21 protein-coding genes are annotated in these 23191 nt (G+C 52.5%); 17 read left to right on the top strand and 4 right to left on the bottom strand.

The window, feature by feature from the left end; genetic code table 11:
- Nucleotides 1–4 precede the first annotated feature (4 nt).
- The 3 genes from CBW65_RS04195 to CBW65_RS04185 all read left to right on the top strand — a co-directional run bounded on the left by CBW65_RS04195 (nucleotide 5) and on the right by CBW65_RS04185 (nucleotide 2894).
- Nucleotides 5–1588 carry a hypothetical protein gene (locus tag CBW65_RS04195; protein WP_087455743.1) on the top strand — a complete coding sequence of 528 codons (1584 nt, stop codon included), beginning with the start codon at nucleotides 5–7 and terminating at the stop codon, nucleotides 1586–1588.
- A 27-nt stretch (nucleotides 1589–1615) separates the two neighbouring features.
- Complete coding sequence (locus CBW65_RS04190; RefSeq protein ID WP_087455742.1) at nucleotides 1616–2062, top strand: hypothetical protein; 447 nt, start codon at nucleotides 1616–1618, stop codon at nucleotides 2060–2062.
- 109 nt (nucleotides 2063–2171) lie between these two features.
- Nucleotides 2172–2894 carry an NlpC/P60 family protein gene (locus CBW65_RS04185; RefSeq protein WP_157721762.1) on the top strand — a complete coding sequence of 241 codons (723 nt, stop codon included), beginning with the start codon at nucleotides 2172–2174 and terminating at the stop codon, nucleotides 2892–2894.
- 65 nt (nucleotides 2895–2959) lie between these two features.
- Here the strand turns inward: CBW65_RS04185 and CBW65_RS04180 are convergent, their stop codons facing one another.
- The gene (locus CBW65_RS04180) at nucleotides 2960–3148 is read right to left on the bottom strand and encodes an FDLD family class I lanthipeptide (RefSeq protein WP_087455740.1); all 189 of its coding nucleotides are present in this window, start codon (nucleotides 3146–3148) and stop codon (nucleotides 2960–2962) included.
- A 281-nt stretch (nucleotides 3149–3429) separates the two neighbouring features.
- Here CBW65_RS04180 and CBW65_RS04175 point away from each other — a divergent pair, with 281 nt between their 5' ends.
- Entirely contained in the window at nucleotides 3430–3972 is a 543-nt protein-coding gene (locus CBW65_RS04175) for a hypothetical protein (RefSeq protein ID WP_087455739.1), read from the top strand.
- A gap of 38 nt (nucleotides 3973–4010) precedes the next feature.
- On the opposite strand, the gene CBW65_RS04170 is transcribed toward CBW65_RS04175, so the two are convergent.
- Nucleotides 4011–4571, bottom strand: coding sequence for a methylated-DNA--[protein]-cysteine S-methyltransferase (locus CBW65_RS04170; protein WP_087455738.1), 561 nt, complete (start codon nucleotides 4569–4571; stop codon nucleotides 4011–4013).
- A 174-nt stretch (nucleotides 4572–4745) separates the two neighbouring features.
- Between CBW65_RS04170 and CBW65_RS04165 the strand changes: the two genes are divergently transcribed.
- The 12 genes from CBW65_RS04165 to CBW65_RS04110 all read left to right on the top strand — a co-directional run bounded on the left by CBW65_RS04165 (nucleotide 4746) and on the right by CBW65_RS04110 (nucleotide 16082).
- On the top strand, nucleotides 4746–5390 hold the full coding sequence (locus CBW65_RS04165) for an NUDIX hydrolase (protein ID WP_087455737.1): 645 nt from the start codon (nucleotides 4746–4748) through the stop codon (nucleotides 5388–5390).
- A gap of 472 nt (nucleotides 5391–5862) precedes the next feature.
- Complete coding sequence (locus tag CBW65_RS04160; RefSeq protein WP_087455736.1) at nucleotides 5863–6459, top strand: TerD family protein; 597 nt, start codon at nucleotides 5863–5865, stop codon at nucleotides 6457–6459.
- A gap of 36 nt (nucleotides 6460–6495) precedes the next feature.
- Complete coding sequence (locus CBW65_RS04155; RefSeq protein ID WP_087455735.1) at nucleotides 6496–7077, top strand: TerD family protein; 582 nt, start codon at nucleotides 6496–6498, stop codon at nucleotides 7075–7077.
- A 54-nt stretch (nucleotides 7078–7131) separates the two neighbouring features.
- On the top strand, nucleotides 7132–7713 hold the full coding sequence (locus CBW65_RS04150; RefSeq protein WP_087455734.1) for a TerD family protein: 582 nt from the start codon (nucleotides 7132–7134) through the stop codon (nucleotides 7711–7713).
- Nucleotides 7714–7776: 63 nt separating this feature from the next.
- The gene (locus tag CBW65_RS04145) at nucleotides 7777–9003 is read left to right on the top strand and encodes a TerD family protein (protein ID WP_087455733.1); all 1227 of its coding nucleotides are present in this window, start codon (nucleotides 7777–7779) and stop codon (nucleotides 9001–9003) included.
- A 25-nt stretch (nucleotides 9004–9028) separates the two neighbouring features.
- A complete protein-coding gene (locus CBW65_RS04140) occupies nucleotides 9029–9757 on the top strand; it encodes a TerC family protein (protein ID WP_087455732.1) in 729 nt (242 codons plus the stop codon).
- An 82-nt stretch (nucleotides 9758–9839) separates the two neighbouring features.
- On the top strand, nucleotides 9840–11030 hold the full coding sequence (locus tag CBW65_RS04135) for an HpcH/HpaI aldolase/citrate lyase family protein (protein WP_087455731.1): 1191 nt from the start codon (nucleotides 9840–9842) through the stop codon (nucleotides 11028–11030).
- On the top strand, nucleotides 10972–12342 hold the full coding sequence (locus CBW65_RS04130) for a phosphoribosyltransferase family protein (RefSeq protein WP_198299748.1): 1371 nt from the start codon (nucleotides 10972–10974) through the stop codon (nucleotides 12340–12342). The genes CBW65_RS04135 and CBW65_RS04130 overlap by 59 nt, the downstream gene beginning before the upstream one ends.
- Before the next feature lie 21 nt (nucleotides 12343–12363).
- Nucleotides 12364–13479 (top strand): cysteine protease StiP family protein, encoded by a 1116-nt coding sequence (locus CBW65_RS04125; protein WP_087455729.1) that lies wholly within the window; start codon nucleotides 12364–12366, stop codon nucleotides 13477–13479.
- Nucleotides 13476–14303, top strand: coding sequence for an HAD family hydrolase (locus CBW65_RS04120; protein ID WP_087455728.1), 828 nt, complete (start codon nucleotides 13476–13478; stop codon nucleotides 14301–14303). The genes CBW65_RS04125 and CBW65_RS04120 overlap by 4 nt, the downstream gene beginning before the upstream one ends.
- 43 nt (nucleotides 14304–14346) lie before the next feature.
- A complete protein-coding gene (locus CBW65_RS04115; RefSeq protein ID WP_408646549.1) occupies nucleotides 14347–14988 on the top strand; it encodes a hypothetical protein in 642 nt (213 codons plus the stop codon).
- 11 nt (nucleotides 14989–14999) lie between these two features.
- Nucleotides 15000–16082, top strand: a complete 1083-nt coding sequence (locus CBW65_RS04110; protein WP_087455726.1) for a toxic anion resistance protein — start codon at nucleotides 15000–15002, stop codon at nucleotides 16080–16082.
- Between the two features lie 271 nt (nucleotides 16083–16353).
- On the opposite strand, the gene CBW65_RS04105 is transcribed toward CBW65_RS04110, so the two are convergent.
- The gene (locus CBW65_RS04105) at nucleotides 16354–18675 is read right to left on the bottom strand and encodes a bifunctional diguanylate cyclase/phosphodiesterase (RefSeq protein WP_087455725.1); all 2322 of its coding nucleotides are present in this window, start codon (nucleotides 18673–18675) and stop codon (nucleotides 16354–16356) included.
- A 152-nt stretch (nucleotides 18676–18827) separates the two neighbouring features.
- Between CBW65_RS04105 and CBW65_RS04100 the strand changes: the two genes are divergently transcribed.
- Nucleotides 18828–19388 (top strand): FAD-dependent oxidoreductase, encoded by a 561-nt coding sequence (locus CBW65_RS04100; protein ID WP_087455724.1) that lies wholly within the window; start codon nucleotides 18828–18830, stop codon nucleotides 19386–19388.
- Nucleotides 19389–19523: 135 nt separating this feature from the next.
- Here the strand turns inward: CBW65_RS04100 and pyc are convergent, their stop codons facing one another.
- The gene (gene pyc, locus CBW65_RS04095; protein WP_087455723.1) at nucleotides 19524–22973 is read right to left on the bottom strand and encodes a pyruvate carboxylase; all 3450 of its coding nucleotides are present in this window, start codon (nucleotides 22971–22973) and stop codon (nucleotides 19524–19526) included.
- Between the last annotated feature and the right edge of the window lie 218 nt (nucleotides 22974–23191).

The raw sequence follows: 23191 nt of genomic DNA, 5'->3' as shown, positions 1-23191 counted from the left end.
TTCGATGAATGTGAATAAGTGGAGGTATCTGCTTACGTGTCTGGTCATTGCGGGCTTTGGATTTCAAAACATTGCATCTGCTGCTACTGCCGTTCCGCATGTGGACGGTGTCAAAGGTTCGCATGTAAACATGAACTCGGAAGAGGGAAAAGGCAACATCGAGGTCGATGCGGTTTTAAAAGAGCGCTCTATTAAAAATGGCAAAGGTAACGGTATTGTCAGTTTTACAACGAAGTTGCTCAAGGAAACGGATAAGGATGTTGAAATTACATTCGAATTGGAGAAACTTGGGGAGTACGCCTACACCTCTGTATCTGGCAAGAATCAAGCATTCAAAGGGAAAATGAAAGTGAAGGAGGGGAAACAAATTGATGTCCCCTTCAAGGATTTGTCTGAAGGTCAGTACAAAATTACTGTACAAGCCCTGTCCAAACAAGAGGGACGAAATCAGTGGGGCGGTATGGAATCGTATTATTTTTCGGTCAAGGCAAATGAAGTCGTTGAAGGCTGGGAGAAAACAACAAACCCTGACCATCCAGCGGAAAAAGGTCCGGATGAATCTGCTCAGAATGATCTGAAGAATGTGGAGACTGCTGGGACAGCAGATGTTGAAGGTGTCATCGCTCCTGAGTGGACGATTACGATGTATGGCACATGGAAGTTTTATGATCGGAACGGCAGTGCCAAAGCGATCCGAAATGCTCAAGTAATCATAGATTATCTGAATTCTTCAAATAGCTGGGTGCGACTTGGCGAAACCTATACAGATTCTACGGGTGAATTCATGTATCAGTTTTCAGATCCTGTAGGTCGCAAAGATGTGAGGGTCACTGTTCAATCCTGGAACAGTTGGAACAAAGTTGTCACTAGCAGCTTTAAACCCTATACTTGGTATACAACTGTAGGAAGCACTTATACAGGCGGTGATATCGGTACCCGATATGTTCCGAGTACAGACATCAATCGTAAGGCAATCTGGGTATATGATGATATTTACAATGCCAAAGCAGCCTTGTCACTGTATAAAGATCCCGGCTCTGCAACTGCAATTTGGTACCCAGGGAGCACTCAAGGCGCCTATTACACCACGGGTGAGTACATTCATCTCAAAGAGACTAACGCAGACTCGCCTGATACGGTTGTGCATGAGGTCGGCCACAATTTTATGTACAATATCTACAACAACTGGTATCCGACGACGTATTGCCCAAGTCCTCACAATGTGCAAGAAAAGTCACACGTCAACTGTGCATGGACAGAAGGCTGGGCAAGCTTTGTCGCTTTGTATGTCAATCGTGATGCTGTTTATCACTGGTCGACCGGTGCGACCCTTGACCATGAGTACTATCCAAGCACTGGAGATCAAGGCGACGCAGTAGAAGGGCGAGTTACAGCGTCTCTCATCGACTTGTATGATGCCAACAACGACGGTACGGATACACGCAGTTACGCTTTCTCAGATGTTTTCAGAGCGATGCACACAAATAATAACAATAATTTCGCGGATTACTGGAGCCGTTGGAAAGCGTTAGGTTATGATTACAATGCCAGATACTCGCTGAGTCAGAATACGATCAATTATTACTAGGCGATGCCTAAGGGGGGGGGGCGTTGGATGGAACGCAAATATCGGGTTCGGATCTGGAGTGTAGGCGCTTTGCTTGTTTGTCTGCTCGTCTTCGTGGGCACGGCCTGCAGCAACGATTCTGAGAAAAATGTGCCTCCATCGCCTCCTGAAGCCTTCCTTTTGCAAGCAGAGATCCAGAACAGGGATACGATTAAGATTGCTCTGCAGTTGCGAAAGCCTACTGAAAAAGAGATCGATCTGAAAGCGACTCTTTCCAGCGATCAGGTGGATCCGATAGAGGAAAAACACCTGTTTCATGGGCGGATGGATCCTATGCAGACCTTGAACTTTACTTATCCGCTCAAGGATCTCCCCACAGGCAAATACAGGCTGCATGTGCAGGCTGTCTCTGCGGTGTCGGATGCGGAAACTTGGGGTGGGGACTTGGACTATTATTTCCAAGTAAAAGATCATCAAGTGAAAGTTGGTTGGTAGCCGGAGCAATAGCGCTTCGGCTTTTCTGTTGTTATTATAAATATCGTTTCTAAATTTAAAATAAAATATGATATACTCCCTGTATAATAAAGAAAGGGAGTGTTTATCAATGAAAAAGATGGTTACCTATGCACTGGCAGCAGTGGTCGCGTTGACCGCAGTGGTCAGCGTGCAAGGCGCAACGATGCAGACCGCATCGGCAGCCGACCCGTACGCGGTCAGCTTCTCCGGGATCACCGCCTCGGCGGGTGTCAACGTGCGCTCCGGTCCGGGCACAGGCTATGCGGTGGTTGGCTCGATCGCGGGCAACACCACGGTGTATTTTGCAGGCATCGAGTACGGCACGATCGTCAACGACGTGTTCCTCGGCAAGCCGGACCCGCGCTGGTACTACTACTATGAAAACGGCGTGAAGCGCTACATCGCTTCGGCGGTGATCAACGGTCTGCCACCGACGTCACAAATTCGCCCGAAAGACCGCGCCATCGCCTGGGCGATCGACCAGGTTGGCCGCACCGACTACAACGGCTGGTGCCAAATGTTTGTCGAGCACGCATACGGAACCAGCGGGCAGTACGCTTCGGCGATCGCTGCGTCGAACGCTTTGAACACCGGCGGTTCGCTGGCGTCCGCGCCGATCGGCTCGCTCGTATTTTTCGCACCGGCGGCTGACAACGGCTGGTACGGGCATGTCGGCATCTACATCGGCCAGAACACGATGATCAACGGACGCTCGTCGGTCATCGCAGACAACATCGCAACTTCGTCCTACTTCTCGTCCCGCTACACCGGCTGGGGCAACCCGCCGTCTTCTTGGCCGGGGCGTTATTAAATACAACAACGAGGCTGCCAACACATAGGTGTGGGCAGCCTTGTTTGATTCTGCTTGGATGTGATTTACAGCGTCGGGCAGGTATACGACACACAGTTGATCCGGGTCTGCAGACAATCGACCGTCTCCGGAGCGCAGGCAACCGTTTCGTAACAGCCGTTCTGCGTGCAGGCAAGTGTCTGGATCACAGTATCAGGCTGCAGACCGGAGACCGACCGGACCTGTACGTCGAGGTCGAAAAGATCATGTTTCAAATCGGAGCACCTCCTTTTTTTTGTCTAGGTATTTCTTTCTATTATTTTATAAATTTATATTGATATTGTCAAATTATTCAGAAGTAGAAGTACTTGCGTCTACAATACTTGCTCAACTGAATACTTCCAAAAGCCAGATGCTGGAGTATACTGGTACAACAACGATGACATCTTCAAAGTCGCAGCAGAGGAGATCGGCAAGACAACGCGACATGGTACTATCAGTCGATTAAACCGAATTAATAGAAGGTCTCCCTAGACCGAAGAAAGGAGTTCAGGACATGAAGCGAATTGGGCTTCTTGGTCTTGCCGCTCTCGTCTTGATTCCCGCCGCTCTCTTTCTGTACATGAGATTCGAGTGGGATGCAGAGAATGGCAAACATGCTTCGGTTGAGATGATCGCTCAGTTTTTGGAGGCGGACCAGGTCACGGAGATCGGTCCGATCGAATCTGATTTGCTGGAGACGCCGCGTCTGTACGGATATTGGGTGGAAAAAGACGGACAGCGGCACGTGGCTGTCTTTGAGCGGGAGTTTGGGAAGGACAAACCCTATTTGTTGATTTTACCGGGACAACCGCTAAGCGAGGCTGATCGTCAGGCGCAGGATGAGTTAGAATCAGCGTTGGCAGATCAAGAGTCACTGCAGATTCTCTCGCGTCATCAGGTCATCCGTGTACAGGGCGGGGAGCGAAAAACACTGCCCCAGCCGTTTTATAAAGTGACGTTCCAGTCCAATCAGGCATCGTATCTGGTCTTCTACCAAGATGAACCGAACAAAATATCCGCATTTGAAAACGGATATGATCAGTTGAAGGGATTCTAAAAGAAAAAGGCAGTAACCACACGGGTGGTTACTGCTTTTTAAAATTGAAACCGGGCGTGCCCTTTGGCGGTGTAGTCATGAAATCCTTCCAGCCGAAGCAGCGTTTCTTTGACCTGCAGGCCGCCGCGAAAGCCGGTCAGGGCGTTGTTTTTGCCGATGACGCGGTGGCAGGGGACGATGATCGGGATCGGGTTGGCCCCGTTGGCCGTTCCGACGGCGCGGACCGCTTGCGGGCTGCCGACAGCGGCGGCGAGGTCGGAGTAGCTGCGGGTCTCGCCGAAGGGGATCTTGGTCAGGGCTTGCCAGACCGAGGTCTGGAACGGAGTGCCGCGCATGTCGAGGGGGAGGGAAAAAGCGGTGCGGTCGCCTGTGAGGTACTCGCGGAGCTGTCCGACATAGGCGGACATGAGCTCAGCGTCTTCGGTCAACACGGCACCAGGCACCTTTTTCCCGACCCAGTGCTGCAAGGTCTCAAACGATTCCTGCGGCCAGGTGATGCGGCATAATCCTTCTGCCGTCGCCGCCAGATAAAGCGGCTGGTTGTGCAAGGCGGGATGGTGGAACGACGTCCAGAAGACGTGGGTTGCGGGATGGCTCATCGGGCAGGCTCCTTTTCACGGTAGACTCTTTGCTCACCATTATAGACCGCCGCATGCCCGCTGGAAATAAGCCGGCAATGGAACCGCAAGAATCCGACAGCGGATACGACTGCGCAAATTCTGGCAGCCCAAGTTTTTACATGATAGACTGGGTGTACATCGGAGAGGCGGTGCATGAAGATGAAAACCGAACTGTTTCAGTGCTTTGACGAGAATATGAACCCGACCGAGATCCTGCCCCGCCATGTGGTGCATCGCGAAGGCCATTGGCACCAGTCGATCCACTGCTGGGTCGGCGGCCGAGATGAAGCAACGGACACCCCGTACATTCTGCTACAAAAAAGGCACCCGGAAAAAGACACCTACCCCAACTATTACGACATCTCGGCGGCCGGCCATCTGCTGGCGGGGGAGACGGTGGAGGACGGGCTGCGCGAAGTCAAGGAAGAGCTTGGCATCGACGTCGACCCGGACAAGCTGACCTTCCTCGGGATGATCCAAGATGGCGCGGTGATTCCGCCGGATGTGATCGATAATGAATTTTGCTTCCTGTATTACTACGAAGCCTCCCTGCCGTTTTCGGCGTTCCGTCTGCAGGAAGAAGAGGTCACCGGGCTGTACCGGATTGACCTGGGGGAGTTTGTCAGCATACTGGAAAAGCGCGGCGGCAGCGCAGATGCCACTGGCATTGAGCTCTCGGAAAACGGAACCTGGGATGAAGTCAACCGCCGGATCTCTTATGAGGAAATGGTGCCGTTTTCGGATGCTTATTACGACTGTCTGATCCCGCAGCTGCGCAGGTTCGGACAAAAGGACTAGGTTCATCCACTAGCATCTTTCCATTTTTTAGCACATCAGTTGAATTGGGAGAATAAAATGCATATTTAATTTCCAACTAATATGCTAATATATAATTTATAGCAAAATAAGTATATATTTGTCGGAAAAAGTGTAGTACTATAGAACTGTTAAACAAAACCTCTTTTAAAAAGGTGTTGTTGAATGAGTATTGACCTGCGTAAATTGGCGGCCAGCGTGTCCGTGTAGCGATTTGTTTAGATATATCTGCTTCCATGAATGGATTGTACCGTTCGGGTATCGTACAGGAAGTGTGTTTTTATATGGTGCTGAGGGTCATGCGATTGGCGAAATTGAGCAAACTAACTTTTATCAGTTTGTGGATCGGGAGATTGCAGCATGCATTCCATATTCACGACCATTTTGGAGAAAAAGGGATTTTGGCATTGAAACTGTTAAATGATCGTGCTTGATTGAAAGGAGGTGACCAAAGATGGCGATCTCTCTAGTAAAAGGTCAAAAGATTGACTTGACCAAATTGAATGCAGGTTTGACGAACCTGATCGTGGGTCTGGGCTGGGACCCGGTTCAACCAAAGAAAGGACTCTTTGGCTTTATGAAGTCGGAGGTGAATATCGACTGCGATGCTTCTGCGCTGCTGCTCGATGCGAACGGCAAGCTGACGAAGGAAGAGAACTTGGTGTGTTTCTATAACCGGGCCAGCGGATGCCGTTCTGTTCTGCACTCTGGTGATAACCTGACAGGAGAAGGGGATGGCGACGACGAGCAGATCTTTATTGATCTCAAAAAAGTCCCGTCCGATGTACACAAAATCCTGATGGTAGTCAACATTTACGAATGTGAAAACAGAAGGCAGGATTTTGGTATGATTCAAAGTGCTTTCATCCGTGTAGTCAACAAAGCAAACAACCAGGAATTGGTGCGTTTTAATCTTTCGGATGACTATTCGGGGAAAACAGCGCTGATCGTGGCAGAGATTTACCGTCACAACGGGGAATGGAAGTTTAACGCGATCGGGGAAGGCGCATATGCCGCCCACATCAATCTGTTGGCAAAAAAGTACGTCTAAGCACACTCATCTATCCAATGAAATGGGGACTGAACAATGGCAATTTCTCTTTCGAAAGGCCAAAAAGTTGATCTGACCAAATCGAATCCCGGGTTGACCAAAGTCGTCGTCGGACTCGGCTGGGATACGAACAAATATGATGGCGGCAACGACTTTGACCTCGACGCTTCTGTCTTCTGTGCGAGCGCAGCCGGTAAAGTAAATTCGGACAAAGACTTTGTTTTCTACAACAATCCGCAAAATGAAAACGGTTCCGTGGTACACAACGGCGATAACCGCACCGGTGATGGTGATGGCGATGACGAGCAAGTTGTAGTCGACCTGAACTCGGTACCGGCGAACGTGGAAAAAGTTGCTTTCTGTATCACGATTCACGATGCGGCTGCCCGCGGACAAAATTTCGGGCAAGTTTCGAACGCATTTGTTCGCATTTTGAACGCGGACAGCAACGCAGAATTGATTCGCTACGACCTCGGGGAAGATTTCTCGGTAGAAACTGCTGTAGTGGTCGGTGAATTGTATCGTCATAACGGGGAATGGAAATTTAACGCGATCGGCAGCGGTTATAAAGACGGTCTTTCCGGCCTGTGCCGTGACTACGGCCTGGATATTGGCTAATCGGGCAACTTAAATCGCAGATTCCGCCTGAACTAAGCAGAGAGAGGGATATCTATGACGATTAGCCTTTCCAAAGGGCAGAGAATTGATCTTACCAAGACCAATCCGGGATTGAGAAAAGCGATCATCGGTTTGGGCTGGGACACGAATAAGTACACCGGCGGCCATGATTTCGATTTGGACGCTTCCGCCTTTTTGCTGCATGAAGACGGCAAGGCGAAAGGCATTCAAGATTTCGTCTTCTACAACAACTTGGTCGGCGGCAACGGTTCGGTTGAACATACCGGTGATAACAGAACCGGAGAAGGTGACGGGGATGATGAACAGATCAAGGTGGATCTGAGCCTTGTTCCGTCCAGCATTCATCGTATCGGCATCACAGTTACCATTCACGATGCGACTACACGTGGACAGAATTTTGGACAAGTCTCGAATGCGTTCGTGCGAATTGTCGACGAGGAAACAAATCGGGAAGTTATGCGCTACGATTTGGGGGAAGAATTCTCGATCGAGACGGCGGTCGTTATTTGCGAATTGTATCGTCATAGCGGCGAGTGGAAATTTCAAGCGATCGGCAGCGGATTTTCCGGCGGCTTGCAAGACCTCTGTAGAAATTATGGTTTGGACGCACAATAACGATCATGGCGGGGATGGCCGTACTCGGCCACCCCTGCATTTCGATTGGAAAGGTGGACGTCAATGGCTATTACAGTCGTGAAAGGCCAGCGCACTGATTTGACCAAGCTGGTAAAGGGGCTGTCACAGGTCACGATTGGGATCGGGTGGCAGGGTCCCGATGAATTTGAATTGGACACGTCAGCCTTCCTGTTGGGAAGCAACGGAAAAGTTTCAAAAGATGAAGACCTGATTTTCTATAACAATCCTTCAACCGCTTTTATCACATATCGAGATTCGCAAAGCCAAGGTGATCAGAAGCAGTTCAACATGAACCTGAGCCTGATCCCCTCTTCTATAGAAAAAATTGCATTTTCCTTGACCATTTATGATGGCGAAAAGCGCGGTCAAAGCTTTCATGCAGTTCGCAGCCTCTACATCCGCGTCCAAAACGAACAGACGGGTGAGGAACTTTTGCGGTTTCACCTCGAAAATACCTCCTTCACTTCGGAGACGGCCGTCGTCATCGGCGAATTGTATCGGCATAACGGTGAGTGGAAGTTTAATGCGATCGGTTCCGGCTTCTCTGACGGATTGCAAGCGTTATGCAGTAATTTCGGCATCGATGTGAAAGAAGAGCCGACGCTTGCCCCTCAGCCTGAGCCTCAACCAAAGCCGATACCGCCTGAGCCCAAACCGACCCCTGCCATCAATTTGAATAAAATCGTGTTGGAGAAACGCGGGGATAAGATTAATCTTCAAAAGAAGTCTGGCAAGTTGGGCGAGATTCTGGTTAATCTCAATTGGAACCAAAGGCAAAACACCGGTGGTTTCTTCAGGAGAGATACGGGGATCGACCTTGATCTTGCTTGTTTGTATGAGTTGAAAGACGGTAGAAAGGGTCTGATTCAGGCACTGGGCAACAGCTTTGGCTCGCTTACCCGTTTGCCCTATATCTCTTTAGACGGAGATGATCGCACCGGAGCGGTCAAATCAGGGGAAAATCTGCGAATCAACGGCAATCAGATCAAGGAGTTTAAGCGTTTGCTTGTCTTTACCTTCATCTATGAAGGCATCACCAAGTGGTCGGAAGCCGATGGTGTGGTGACGATCAAGCAAGATGGAGGACCGGACATCATCGTGAACTTGAACGAACACGATAATCGAAAAGCGATGTGTGCAATCGCCATGATTCAAAACGTCAACGATGAGACGCTGAGCATTGAACGGCTCGTGCAGTATTATCAAGGGCACGTTGAGTTGGATCGCGCCTATGATTGGGGTTTGAGCTGGAAACGGGGCAGCAAGTAAAGACTACTACTGGAGGAATCAGTTGATGGATTGGATATCCGAATTTATACAAAGCGCCATTGCGAACTATGGGCAATTCTTTTCGTGGGATGCCATCACGAGTACACTCTCAGATCCTGTCAGCTGGGGAATCATCGCCAGTCTGATCCTGCTTGAAGGGTTGCTCTCCGCTGATAATGCGCTTGTTCTGGCGGTGATGGTAAAACATTTGCCGGAAAAACAGCGGAAAAAAGCGCTGTTCTACGGGATTCTGGGTGCGTATGTCTTTCGTTTTCTCGCCATTGGACTTGGAACTTATCTTGTAACGTTTACTTCTGTCAAAGTGGCAGGCGCCTTGTATCTCTTCTACATCGCGTACAAAGGGCTGTTTAAAGGCGGTGAAGAGGACGAAGCGAAAAACAAACCGATGTCGTTCTGGAAAACAGTGCTGATGGTCGAATTAATGGACATCGCGTTCAGTATCGACAGCGTAGTAGCTGCCTTTGGTCTCAGCAGCGAGGTGTGGGTGCTGTTCCTCGGCGGACTGCTCGGCGTCCTGATGATGCGCGGTGTTGCACAACTGTTCCTGAAGCTCATCGAGAAATTCCCGGAGCTGGAGACTGCCGCATTTATTTTGATCGCGATCATCGCGGCGAAGATGATGATCGGGGTATTCGGTATTCATGTCCCGCATCTTGCTTTCTTTGGTGTTCTGATCGCTGTGTTTGCAGGTACGATTTTCTACAGCTCGATGAAGAAGAGAAAGACAGCATAATAACAGATTTAATCCCTCTTGACCGGAGGGATTCTTTTTTTCAAATAGCGAGTATTTTCAACTCGTGAGAGGGGAGTCAACTTTGCGATATTTCAGCTTTTTGTCTGAAAAAGAAGAGTTGGTGAGGTTCTATCGATCACCCGTATCTTTTAACAATCATTCAAGCCGAGATATTCTAGCCCAGGCAGCGGGAGCCGCTCTGTACACTCCCGCAACCAGACTTACGGTGGCGGAAGACATTCTCTATCAAAAACATGAAGGTCTGGTATCACTCGTTTTGGATCTGGAAGATGCGATTGGGGATCATCAGGTGGAGATGGCTGAGGAAACGCTTCTTCAACAGCTGTTCAAACTGCATTCCTATCTGGAGATCGGGACGCTTCAGAAAGAAAAGCTCCCTTTGATCTTTATCAGAGTGAGAAGTCCAGAGCAACTCGAAAAGCTGATTGACAGGCTGGCTGAGCGAATCGTGTTGATCACCGGTTTTTTCTTTCCGAAATTCACAGCGGAGAACGGAGAGCATTATTTCAGAATTCTTACAGCCTATCATCAACACAAAGCGCCCCATGCTCCCGTCTTGTATGGATCACCGATTTTGGAAAGCCGCGAGATTATGTATTTGGAAATGCGCCCCCAGGCACTTCTGGACATCAAAGCGATTCTTGACCGCTACAAAAAGCATGTCTTAAACGTGCGGATCGGCGCGACCGACTTCTCTGGTTTGTTCGGAGTACGGCGAAGCGTCCACCATACGATTTATGACATCACCACGATTCGCAGCTGTATATCTGACATCTTGAACATTCTGGGCCGTTCTGAAGACGGCTATGTGATTTCCGGCCCGGTATGGGAGTATTTTTCCCGACAAAACGGCAGTCCTGGCATGAAGGATGAGCGAATCGAGCGCATCGCCGACCAATATGGCTTGAAGCCGGTGACACCGTCCGATTATGGTCTCATTCGCGAGGTTCTGCTCGATAAGGAAAACGGGATGACAGGTAAGACGATCATCCATCCGAGCCATCTCAACATTGTGCAATCGCTATATGCAGTAACTTGTGAAGAATATCAAGACGCCGTCAACATCATGGAGAACTCCGATGGGAACAGTGGCGTGATTCGCAGCGAGTATGCAAACAAAATGAACGAAATCAAGCCGCATTTGAATTGGGCGAAACGAATTCTGGCACAAGCTGAAGTTTATGGGGTGTTACATGACCAAGGAAACGTTCAACAACCAAGAGTTTTCTATTCAGGACAAGCATACGTATGAGATCACAGGGGATCTAAAGGTACACATCAGAGTTACGCAGAACCCGTTTGAGATCTCGCCGGAGACGTTGTTTTCGATGGCTGCCCGCATCAATAAAAAGCGGTCGTTTCTTTTCGTCAGCAAGATTCTGGGGAAGCATTTGCCCGTGCGTCCGGAAGTGAGTCTGATGGGCGGCTTTGCATTGGCCCTGTTGCTGCAGCAGGAATTGAACGGAACTGCTCCCTGTCCGGAGGAAGTACTGGGAGGGGTGCGTGACCCTATGCAGGCGAAAGCTGCATTTTTTCGCTTGCAGGAAAACAGATGGAGCCCGCCGCGGCCACTCGTCTTCATCGGGTTTGCTGAAACGGCGACCGCACTGGGCAACAGCATGTATGCAGCGTTTGCAACAGATTGCCGATATGTCCACACGACACGGGAATTGATTCCGGAACTTGATTCATCTGTCAATTTCGAAGAAGTGCATTCCCATGCCACATCGCATCGCTGTTATGCGTCGTCTCCTGTTCAAGACAAGGAAGCGATCGTATTGGTCGATGATGAACTGACGACAGGAAACACGGTATTGAACATCATTCGGGAACTGAACAGCAAGCATCCAGGACGCGACTATTATGTGGCATCGTTGCTGGATTGGCGAACACAGGCACAGCAAGACCGCTTTGCTGACCTGGAGCGGGAACTGGGCGTTACGATCAAGGTGCTCGCTCTGCTTAAAGGTGAAATGAGCACAGAGGGAAAGCCTTATTTGGTGGCGGCCACTACCGTACAGACCATGCCGCGTGTGGATGTCGATCTGGATGTGATACGCCTGCAGGATCTCTTTGACACTGTTGATCAGTCTTCCCTCGACTCGGTCGGGCAGCGGAACCCCATGCCCTACCTTTTGGCAACAGGACGATTCGGGATCGAATCAGCGTCGGCGCAGCGGATCAACCGTCAGATCAGTCTAGCTGCAAAAATTTTAAAGGAGGTTCGCACCGGCTCCAAAACGTTATGTCTTGGGACAGGGGAATTTATGTACCTTCCCATGCGTATCGCAGCGGAGATGGGGGACGGGGTCTGGTATCAATCGACCACAAGGAGTCCGATCCACCAGCATGCAGAACCGTCCTATGCAATTTGGGAGGCATTTTCCTATCCCAGTCCAGATGACCCGCAGATTCAGCATTTTTTCTATAACGTGACACGGTATGGGTATGACGACCTCTTTGTCTTTTTGGAGCGGCAGGTAGAAGCGGAGCGAATGGAACCGTTTCTCGAACGGCTCTGCAACTTGGGCATCAAGAGCGTCCGAGTGGTCATTTTGTCCTGAGCAAAGGAAAGGAGCCATGATATGAAGATATCCGCCCCGCAACCGATGGGCAGTTACAATCCTGATGATGTGACCTTCCTCTTAAAGAATCTGCAAAGCGTCGAGTTGGAAACCTCAACGGAAGACCGGGAGAAAGCCATCCAGAGCGGAATTCATTACTCAGAGATGCTGCCGGTGGAATATCGGCCGACGGCTGAATACCTGCAGCTGTTCCATGAAACGCTTCGGCAAACGGCCGAAAAGGTAGCGCTGGCAGCGGGAAAGGCTGCAGAGTTGATTATCCGCAAACGCGGTACGAAGGTCGTGCTTGTTTCCCTCGCCAGAGCCGGCACTCCAGCGGGCATACTGATGAAACGCTACTTACAGCACGTCTATGGGATTTCGCTTGCTCATTACAGCGTTTCGATCATCCGTGGAAAAGGGATCGATGAGAATGCGCTTCTCTATCTCTTGCAAACTCATTCGGGTGATGAGATTCAATTTGTCGATGGCTGGACGGGGAAAGGAGCGATCTCACAGGTCTTGGCGAAGTCGTGTGCAGATTTTGAAAAGAAGCATAACATCCGGTTAAACAGCGATCTGGCAGTGTTGGCAGATCCGGGGGAATGCTCAGAAACGTTTGGCACGCGAGAAGATTTTCTGATTCCAAGCGCCTGCTTGAACTCGACCGTATCGGGACTGGTCAGTCGTACTGTCCTGAGAGAAGACTTGATCGGGCCGGATGATTTTCATGGAGCTAAATATTATGCAGAGTGGGCAGGTGAAGACGTGTCCCAACTGTTCGTCGATACGGTGAGCAGGTACTTCCCTTCCATCGCTGAGCTGGCCAGACTGCAAGCGGAGCAGCACCTCAACGCGCAGGTGGAGCCGAGTTGGCGAGGGTTGCAAGAAATCGGGCATCTGCAGTCGCAATTCGGGATTGAAGACATCAATTTGGTGAAACCAGGAGTGGGGGAGACGACCCGTGTTCTGCTGCGAAGGGTTCCTTGGAAGATCCTTGTGGATCGCTTGGACAATCCCAATTTAAAACACATTCTGCTGTTGGCTGCGGACCGACAAGTTCCAGTGGAGGTCTCGCCGGGTCTCCACTATTCTTGTTGCGGCCTGATCCTGCCGCGAAGGGATGAGTCTGTATGATCTTTGCCAGCGATCTGGATCAAACGCTGATCTATTCGCAGCGATCACTCGGGAGCACGATGAAAAGCAGCGGGCTCATCCCTGTGGAGTTGAAAGACGGAGCCCCGCTCTCCTATATGCCGGAGCAGGCGTTAGAGCTGTTGCGTGAAGTAGCGGAACGTGCAACGTTTGTCCCGGTTACGACACGGACGGTGGAACAGTACCGTCGGATTCATCTGTTCCAGGAACAAATTCTGCCGAAATACGCGGTAACCAGCAACGGAGGCAATATCCTGTTCGATGGCGTGCCCGACCTGGAATGGAACCGCAATTTGCATCGCAGCATTCGGGAGACGTGCTCGCCTGCCGAGGATGTGTACAAAATTTTCAGGGAGTTCGCGACGCCGGAGTGGGTGTTGGACGAGCGGTTTTGTGACGAAATGTTTTTTGCAATCCGCATCGAGCGTGAACGGATGCCGCAAGAACAGGTGATACGTGCCGCCGAACGGCTGAAGGCTTGGGGCTGGGGACTCTCCATACAGGGACGCAAGCTGTATCTCGTTCCGGACGCTGTGAGCAAGTCAGCAGCCTTGGCCTACCTGGAGGAATTGTCCGGCAAAGAGGTTCGCTTGGCATCGGGCGACTCACTGCTTGACAGAAGTATGCTGGATCATGCCCGACATTCTATCATCCCGCGGCATGGCGAGCTGTATCGAGAGCAAGCGGAATATCTCATGACGCGTGTATCTGGCGTTTTTGCAGCTGTCGAGATCCTACAGTTGGCGTTCGAACTGTGTATTCCTAATGATCGAGGTACTGGCAAAATCCGACATGATAACCTATAATTTTAGTAGTAGCAGGTACGAGATCCGGGGGTGATTTTCCATGATGACGAAACGAGTCGTAGCAGGTGCTGCAGCAGGTTATTTGATCGCATTGATCACGAGTCCACTTTTTCCAGAACTGATCTCGTTGCTGATCCCTTTTGCGGGGATGTGGATCGGAGCGATGCGTGACAGAAAGAAGGCAAACATTCGGGATGTGGTTCCAGAAGTCAAAGTTGAGACGTCCGCACCTGCTGAGCCAATTCCAAGCAGTGGCCGTCAGGAGCAGGCGGAACCGGTGGCGCCCGAATTCACGCCCGTGTTGGAGTATCTGGAGATCTTAGAAGACATGGTGATCTCGGAGGGGCAGAAAAACAATCTAGACGATGAGATCGTGGATAAATCGCTGGCTTTGTTTGCCCGTTTGCAGCGTGTTATCCCGCTTTTGCAAGAAATGAACAATGGAACGATCAATCATACGATCCGCAGATTGGTGTTGAAGGACCTTAATAGCTTTATCACGCCGTTTTTACGGCTGAGCGGGGAAACGAAAACGAAAAACCGCAGGATGTTGCTTAACGGACTGAAGGACATCAATACCAAAATCACGACGATCGTCGAAACGATTGAACATAAGGATCTAATTGAATTGCAGACCAAAGCAGAATTGATCCAGAACCGCTATCGTGAATCTGATCATATGTAAGGAGGAACAGCATGTCTACTCTTGCCATTGAGCTCAGAAAAGAGGATGAACAGAAGGTTGTTCAAGAAGCGACGCAGTTGATTCGACAGGTATCGAGCACCGACACGCTTTCGTTGGATTCTCTGATGGATGAGATCGGGAAGTTGGGGATGAAGACGCAGGAGAAGGCGGGACAGACTCTGCAAATGCTGGACAGACCGGTCAACGATCTCATGTCCGGGAAGCAAGCCGAAGTGTCGAACATGATCTTAAAACTTCGTACGGAATGCGAAGGGCTTGAGCAAAGCAAAAACGTGGGGATGTTTGGCAAGTTGTTACGCAAAAGCCCCTTTAAAAACTACGTCTACAAATACCAGTCTGTCAAAACGAACATCGATGCGATCCTGGGTGGGCTGCGGGACGGGAAGGACACGTTGCAGGAAAATATCGCCTATATGCGTCAAATGAAGCGCACGTCAATGGAAGAGATCTACAATCTGCAGACCAAGATCGCGTTCGGAGATAAACTCAGAGAGCTGTTTGAGCTGGAGATCGCAAAAGCGGAGAATACCTCTCGAAAAGCGCATTTGGAACGCGGCCTGCGCAAGGTGGTATCGCGCATTCAGTCGATGACGGAAATGATCATCGTCTACAATCAGGCGATTGCGGCGGCCGACCTCATCAATGACAACAACGACAAGCTGATCGATTCGGTCAATAATGCCATCGATAAAACAGCCAATCTGATCACCGTTTCTGCCATGATCACTATGGCGCTCGGGGATCAGGAGAAGGTGATCGCGGCGGTAGATGCCACGAACAAAACGCTGGAAAATCAGTTCAAAGAAAATGCACGTCTGCTGAAGACCACCACGGAACGAACCAATGAACTGTTAAGCAAACCGTCGATGTCTTTGGAGGCAGTCAATCAGGCGATCGGTGATTTGATGACAGCTTTGGATCTTTCTGAACGCTCCAACCAACAAATCATCGCCAGCTGCAGAGAGTACACAACCAAGATGACGGCCATCAACCAGCAACTGGGGGATCGTCTCGGTTATCAAGGGGCGACGAGAGAAGCATTGCCGAACAAGGTGAATAGCTTTTTAGAATAGATTAATTTGCGGACAGCCAGCATTGGCTGTCTTTTTTTGGCGGTCTAAATAAACTGTTTTCTCACATAGACTCTCAGTACATACCTTTCTTCAGAACCAACATGAGGAGGGCTCTCTCTGTGCTAGAGGGTATTTTGATGGGAGTTCTGATCATCGTACTGATTGTGGTAAGCAGCTATGAACGAGCGGAAGGAATCGTAGACATGACGAAGCGAAAATAAAGACAGCAAACAACACCCCCTCCTGAGCCTTCAGGAGGGGGTGTTGTTTATTAGACAGAAAGACGTTTCCCTGCCAAAAACACTTCCAGCACGGGGAAATCGAGCGGTTTGCTGAAATAATAGCCCTGCACGAAATGGCAGTCCTGTTCGCGCAAAAACGCCACCTGCTCGGCCGTCTCCACACCTTCGGCGATCACGTTTAGCCCTAAATTGCGCCCGAGGTCGATGATCGCCTTGGCGATTGTGCTGTCCCCTTCGGTGGCAACGATTTCGTCCATGAAGCTCTTGTCCACTTTTAGCGTGTCGAGCGGGAACTTTTTCAGGTAATGCAGCGACGAGTAGCCCGTTCCGAAATCGTCGATCGAGATCTCAATCCCGGCATCGCGCAGTTGCTGCAACTTGTCGGTCACGCCTTGGATATCGGACATCAGGGCGCTTTCGGTGATCTCGATCTTCAAACGGCGCGGGTCAAATCTCGTCTCGTGCAAAATGTCCATCACGCTCTCGATGAAGTTCTGCTCTTCCAACTGCACCGCTGAAGCGTTGATCGACAGCTGCAAGTCGGGTTGCCCGAGGGCGAGGATGTCCTGGCAGCCTTGTTTCAGCACCCAGTTGCCGATACTGTGGATCAGGCCCGTTTTTTCGGCGAGCGGGATGAAGTCCAGCGGCGAGACGCGGCCGAGGATCGGGTGCTGCCAGCGGACGAGCGCTTCGACGCCGACCGTTTCGCCGGAGGAGATGTTGACGATTGGCTGATACTGCAGGAACAGCTCTTCCTGATCCACCGCCGAGCGCAGGTACATGGCGAGGTTTTCCTGCTTTTCGATCATCTCGCGCATCTCGTCGTGATAGCCAAGGATCTCGTTGCGGCCGTGCATCTTGCCGGTGAACATCGCCAGGTCGGCATTTTTGATCAGGCTTTCCGCTTCGGAGCCGTCATGCGGGTAGAAGCTGTAGCCGATGCTCGCTGTGATCTTCAGCTCGCGGTCGGCGATGCGCAGCGGCCGGGACAATTCGGCGCCGATCTGCACGGCGAGGTCATGCACCTGCTCGTTCGCTGCGAAGCCGGTGATCAGGACGGTAAATTCGTCCCCGCCCATCCGCGAGATCAGCGCATTGCTGCACAAAGCCCCTTTCATCCGCTCGACGATCGTCAACAGCAACTGGTCGCCCGCGTCGTGTCCCCACGTGTCGTTGATGTGCTTGAAATGGTCCAGATCGACAAACAGGACGGCCAGCGTCTGTCCGGTGCGTTTGGCGTGGTCGATGGCGCCGACCAGACTTTCGTGAAACGCGACGCGGTTCGGCAACTGGGTCAAGGGATCGAGCAGCGCCGCATCGCGAATCGCCTTTTGCGACTGCTGGAGGGAAGCCATCATCAGGTTGAACTCCGCTTCCAGTTCGCCGATCTCGTCTTTGCCGCTGGGCTCCATGCGCGCGGAGAAGCTCCGGTTGCGGGAGATCCAGCGGATGTTTTCCACCAGGCGGTGCAGGCGGTTGATGACGAGGCGGTCGGTGGCGATGACCGCTCCGGCGACGGCGACAATGGCGACGGCCAGCAGATACAGCCCGAGGTAGAGGATCGTCTTCAGCCCTTGCTGATAGACGACGCGTTCCTGCTCGATGGAAACGATGAAGCAGATCCCGCCTTCCCAGTCATGCACGATGCCGTAGACTTTGCTTTGCGACCCGGAGAGATTGTTGACCCAGACGCCGGGGGGGCCGGCGGGGGGCGCGACTTGGCCGGCCGGCATGATCGCGAGGCTTTTCTGTGTGCGCAGGCTGAGCCGTTCCACTTCCGCCGGTGAAAGGATGCGGCCAACGATCATCGCGCCGCGAATCGGGCCTTGGCGTTCGCTGGTCAGGATCGGCTGGGAAATGACCATCATCGGCTGGCCGTCGATCTCCAGCAGGCCCATTTGGGTGTCTGTCACGTTTGCGAACCGGGTCAGGCTGCGCAGGTTGTCCTGATTGCGAAAGTATGTAGGGATGGAGCGGACGGCTTTTTGCTGCGGGTTGTAGCTTTGCCCGTATTTGATGTTGTAGTCTTCATCTACTAAAAGCACGAGGTCGAGGCGGTTGGTCTCGAACATCGTGGTCGGATAGTTGCTGTCCAGATAGTCGGGCGAACCATGGCCTTGCACAAACTGGTAGGTATCGTCCCACGCCGAGTAATTTAACATGTTGGTGTTGATGTTTTTCATCTCATCGTCGATGGCGTACATCACCACGGCCATCGTCTTTTTCGCTTGTGCTTCGTCGATGCGCAGGTAGCTGCTCAGCAAAACTTCTTTAACAAAAAGAAGCATCAGCACAAGGCAGACGACGATTAGCATTAAAAAACGCAGAAACATCTTTTTGCGAAGTTTCACATGAACACCTCCCGGCGGTTAACAGATATTTTCTAATGTATCAAATATTCTTGAATCTCTGCAATAATTCCTCCTTACTGCACATAAAAAGGGGCAGTTGAGGTGTAGACTGGTAGAGAAAGGCAAGCTCTACTGGAAGGGAGTACCTCAGCATGCATGACATTGTAATTGTTGGCGCCGGTCCGGCCGGGGCGAGCGCTGCGATCTTTGCGGCGAAGGCAGGGAAAAATACGCTGGTCATCGACAGCGATCACAGCATGACCAAGCGGGCGTGGATGGAGAACCATTTTGGCATCATGGAGATCAGCGGGCCTGATATGCTGGAAACGGGCCGCAAGCAGATGGAGAAGGTCGGCGCGAAGCTGCTCACCGGCAAAGTCGAAAACATCGTCAAGACGGATAACGGCTTCCGTATTGAATTGGAAGACGGGCAGCATGAAGCAACTCACGTCATCCTCGCCACCGGCGTGATGGCCGATCTGGCGGAGAAAATCGGCTTGGAGACGCGCGAAGGCACCGAGCCGCGCATTAAAACGAACGTCGTTGTCGACCGCGACGGCAGAACCAGCATCCCGGGCATCTGGGCGGCCGGTACCATCGCCGGCGTCAGCGTCCACACCATCGTCACCTCCGGCGACGGCGCGCGCGTGGCGATCAACGTCGTCAGCGAGATGAACGGCGAGCGCTATGTGTGGCATGATGTGATGAAATAGGAACAGCAAAAAACCATCGAGCGTGAACCGCTCGATGGTTTTTTCGTATGGCGTTCATGTGATACGCAGAGTTCTTCTCGTAAGGCGAGCATTTGGTACGCGCAGCTCTTTTCGCGCTGGGAACAGTGCTTTTTGTCAGCGTTTCTCTAACACGATCAGCAGATCGCCCGTCTCAATACTATCCCCCGATTTGACCAGTACTTCCTGCACCACCGCCTCGAACGACGCCTGGATCGTCGTCTCCATCTTCATCGCTTCGGTGACCAGCAGATGGTCGCCTTTTTTCACGCGCTGGCCGGGCTCGAACATGACGGAGAGGACTTTGCCCGGCATCGACGCGCCGAGGTGGGCGGGATCGGCCGGGTCGGCTTTGCGGCGGAGGGAGGTGTCCGCTTCGACGGAGAGGTTGCGGATCGTCACTTCGCGGGGCTGGCCGTTCAGTTCGAAAAAGAGCGTCTGGCACCCGTCCGCCGCGATCGGCCCGACCGAGACCAGCTTGATGATCAGCGTTTTGCCCGCCTCGATGTTCACCGCGATCTCTTCCCCGACTTGCAGCCCGTAGAAAAACGTCGGCGTATCGAGCGCCGCGACCTGCCCGAACTCGGCTGCATACTTCTCTTTTTCCACAAACACTTTCGGATACATGATGTACGACATGATATCAAACTCGCTCACGGGCCGCCCCAGTTTGGCGGACAGCTCCGCACCCGTTTTATCAAAATCGGCCGGGGGCAGCAGCTCGCCGGGACGGGTGGTCAGATAGTCGCGGCCCTTCAAGATGACGCTGCGCAACTGCTCGGGAAAACCGCCCGTCGGTTGCCCGAGATAGCCTTGCATAAACTGGATGACCGATTCGGGAAAATCGACCCGGTCGCCTTTTTCATAAATTGTCTCTTCCGTTAAGTTGTTCTGCACCATAAACAGCGCCATGTCGCCAACCACTTTTGAGGAAGGCGTGACTTTGACGATGTCGCCAAACAGATGGTTGACCGTGCGGTACATCGTCTTGACCTCTTCCCAGCGCTCGCCAAGCCCTACCGCCTTGGCTTGCTGGTGCAGGTTGGTGTACTGCCCGCCTGGCATCTCGTGGAGGTAGACTTCGGAGCTGGGCGACTTCATGCCGCTTTCGAACTCGCGGTAGTAGGGGCGGATGTCTTCCCAGAAATCGGACAGGAGCTGCAGGTTGTGCAGATCGAGCCCCGTCTCCCGCTCCATGCCCTGCACCGATGCGACCAGCCCGTTCAGGCTCGGCTGCGAGGTCAACCCGGACATCGAGGAAAGCGCGGCATCGACGATATCGACGCCCGCTTCGTACGCTTTGAGCAGCGTCGCCATCTGGTTGCCGCTCGTGTCGTGCGTGTGCAGGTGGATCGGGATGCCGATCTCCTGCTTCAAGGCGCGGATCAGTTTGTACGCCGCAAACGGCTTGAGCAGTCCGGCCATGTCTTTGATGCAGAGGATGTGCGCGCCCGTTTTTTCCAGCGTCTTGGCGAGGTCGACGTAGTACTGCAACGAGTATTTGTCACGCTTGGGATCTAGGATGTTGCCGGTGTAGCAGATCGTCGCTTCGGCGACTTTGCCCGCCTCGGCCACGGCGTCGATGGCGACGCGCATGCCTTCGATCCAGTTCAGACTGTCAAAAATGCGGAACACGTCAATCCCGGCGGCGGCCGACAGCTGCACGAATTTGCGGATCACATTGTCGGGATAGTTGCTGTAGCCGACCGCGTTCGCCCCGCGCAGGAGCATCTGGAACAGCACATTTGGGATGCGTTCGCGCAGCAGTTGCAGCCGCTCCCACGGGTCTTCGTGCAGAAAGCGCATGCTCGTGTCAAACGTCGCCCCGCCCCACATTTCCAGCGAAAAGAGATCGGACGCATACTTCCCGGTCGCCTCGGCGATCTGCAACAGGTCGTACGTCCGCACGCGGGTGGCGAGCAGCGACTGGTGCCCGTCGCGAAACGTCGTGTCGGTCACGAGCAGCTTGGATTGCTGCCGCGTCCAGTCGATCAAGCCCTGCACCCCTCGTTGCTCCAAAATCTGCTTCGTGCCGCTCGGATCGCACTGGCGCACGGAAGTCGCCGGGATGCGCGGCGCGGCAAAAGCGGGTTTGGCACCGACGGGCAGGCCGGGGTAGCCGTTGACGATCGTCTGACCGATAAAAGTGAGCAGCTTGGTGCCGCGATCCTGCCGTTTGGCGAACTGGAACAGCTCCGGCGTGCTGTCGATGTAGGCAGTCGAATACTCCCCGGTCAGAAAGCTCGGATGCTGCACAACGTTGGTCAGGAACGGCAGGTTAGTCTTGACGCCGCGAATGCGGAACTCTTCCAAGGTGCGGAGCATTTTGTTCGCCGCTTTTTCGTAGTTCATCGCCCAGGTTGAGACTTTGACCAGCAGCGAATCGTAATGCGGCGAAACGGTCGCCCCGGTGAAGCAGTTGCTGCCGTCGAGCCGCACGCCAAATCCGCCGCCGGAGCGGTACGCTAAGATCCGCCCCGTGTCCGGCACAAAGCCTTTCTCCGGGTCTTCGGTCGTCACCCGGCACTGGATGGCATATCCGTTGACCGGGATCTCGTCTTGCGCCGGGATGCCCAGTTCCGGGTCGGACAGCAGACCGCCGGCCGCGAGCAGGATCTGTGACTGCACGATGTCGATCCCGGTGATCAGCTCGGTGATCGTATGCTCGACCTGCACGCGCGGGTTTACTTCAATGAAGTAAAATTTCCCGTCCGGCGTGACGAGAAATTCCACCGTGCCGGCGTTCAGATAGCCCGAGTGCCGCATCAGCTGCAAGGCGGCCTGGCAGATCTGTTGACGCAGGCTGTCGTCGAGGGCGAGGCTGGGGGCGACTTCGACGACTTTCTGGTAGCGGCGCTGGATCGAGCAGTCCCGCTCGTAGAGGTGGATGACATTGCCCGCGTGGTCGGCGAGGATCTGCACTTCGATGTGCTTGGGCTGCTCGATGTATTTTTCGAGATAGACGGCCGCATTGCCAAAAGCGGACAGGGCTTCGGAGCGGGCCCGCGTGACCGCTTCCTGCAGCTCATCTGCACAGCGCACGATGCGCATGCCGCGTCCGCCGCCGCCCGATGCGGCTTTGATGATCACGGGGAAGCCGTGCCGGGCGGTGAAGGACAGCGCCTCCGCCAGCGATTCGATCCCGCCGGCCGTCCCCGGAATGACCGGGATGCCCGCCGCGACGGCTGTGGCGCGGGCTTTTACTTTGTCGCCAAACCGATCGATCTGCTCCGGGCGCGGGCCGATGAAGATCATGCCTTCTTCCTGACAGCGCATGGCAAAATGGGCATTTTCCGCTAAGAAACCATAGCCAGGGTGGATCGCGTCCACGTCCACGCGCTTGGCGATCTCAAGGATCGCTTCGATGTCGAGGTAGGCTTCGATCGGGCCTTGGTCTTTGCCGATCAGATACGCTTCATCCGCTTTGTAGCGGTGCAGGGACGTGTTGTCCTGCTCCGAGTACAAGGCGACGGTGCGAATCCCCATTTCCGTGCAGGCGCGAAACACGCGAATCGCAATCTCGCCGCGATTGGCGACGAGGATTTTTTTAAACCGCTGTGGATGCATGGTTGACTCAACTCCTTCCGCCGCAAAGAGTGTATGCGGGGAAGCGAACTGCGAGACCAGATCGTTGATTTCGTAAGTATTCGGAATCAAATAAAGATATAAAATCATATGAAAGGAATTCAATTTTTCTGGACACAGGGTAACGTTTAGCTTATACTGTCTTGTGAGTTAAAAGGTCAAATATCTTTATTTTATCCAAAAATTTACTGCACTTAATA

Origin of the sequence: Tumebacillus avium, assembly GCF_002162355.1 — a bacterium.
In the GTDB taxonomy this organism is placed as follows: Bacteria; Bacillota; Bacilli; order Tumebacillales; family Tumebacillaceae; genus Tumebacillus_A; species Tumebacillus_A avium.
The sequence above is the reverse complement of the archived record's forward strand: the minus strand, read 5'-3'. Positions and strand labels throughout refer to the sequence as shown.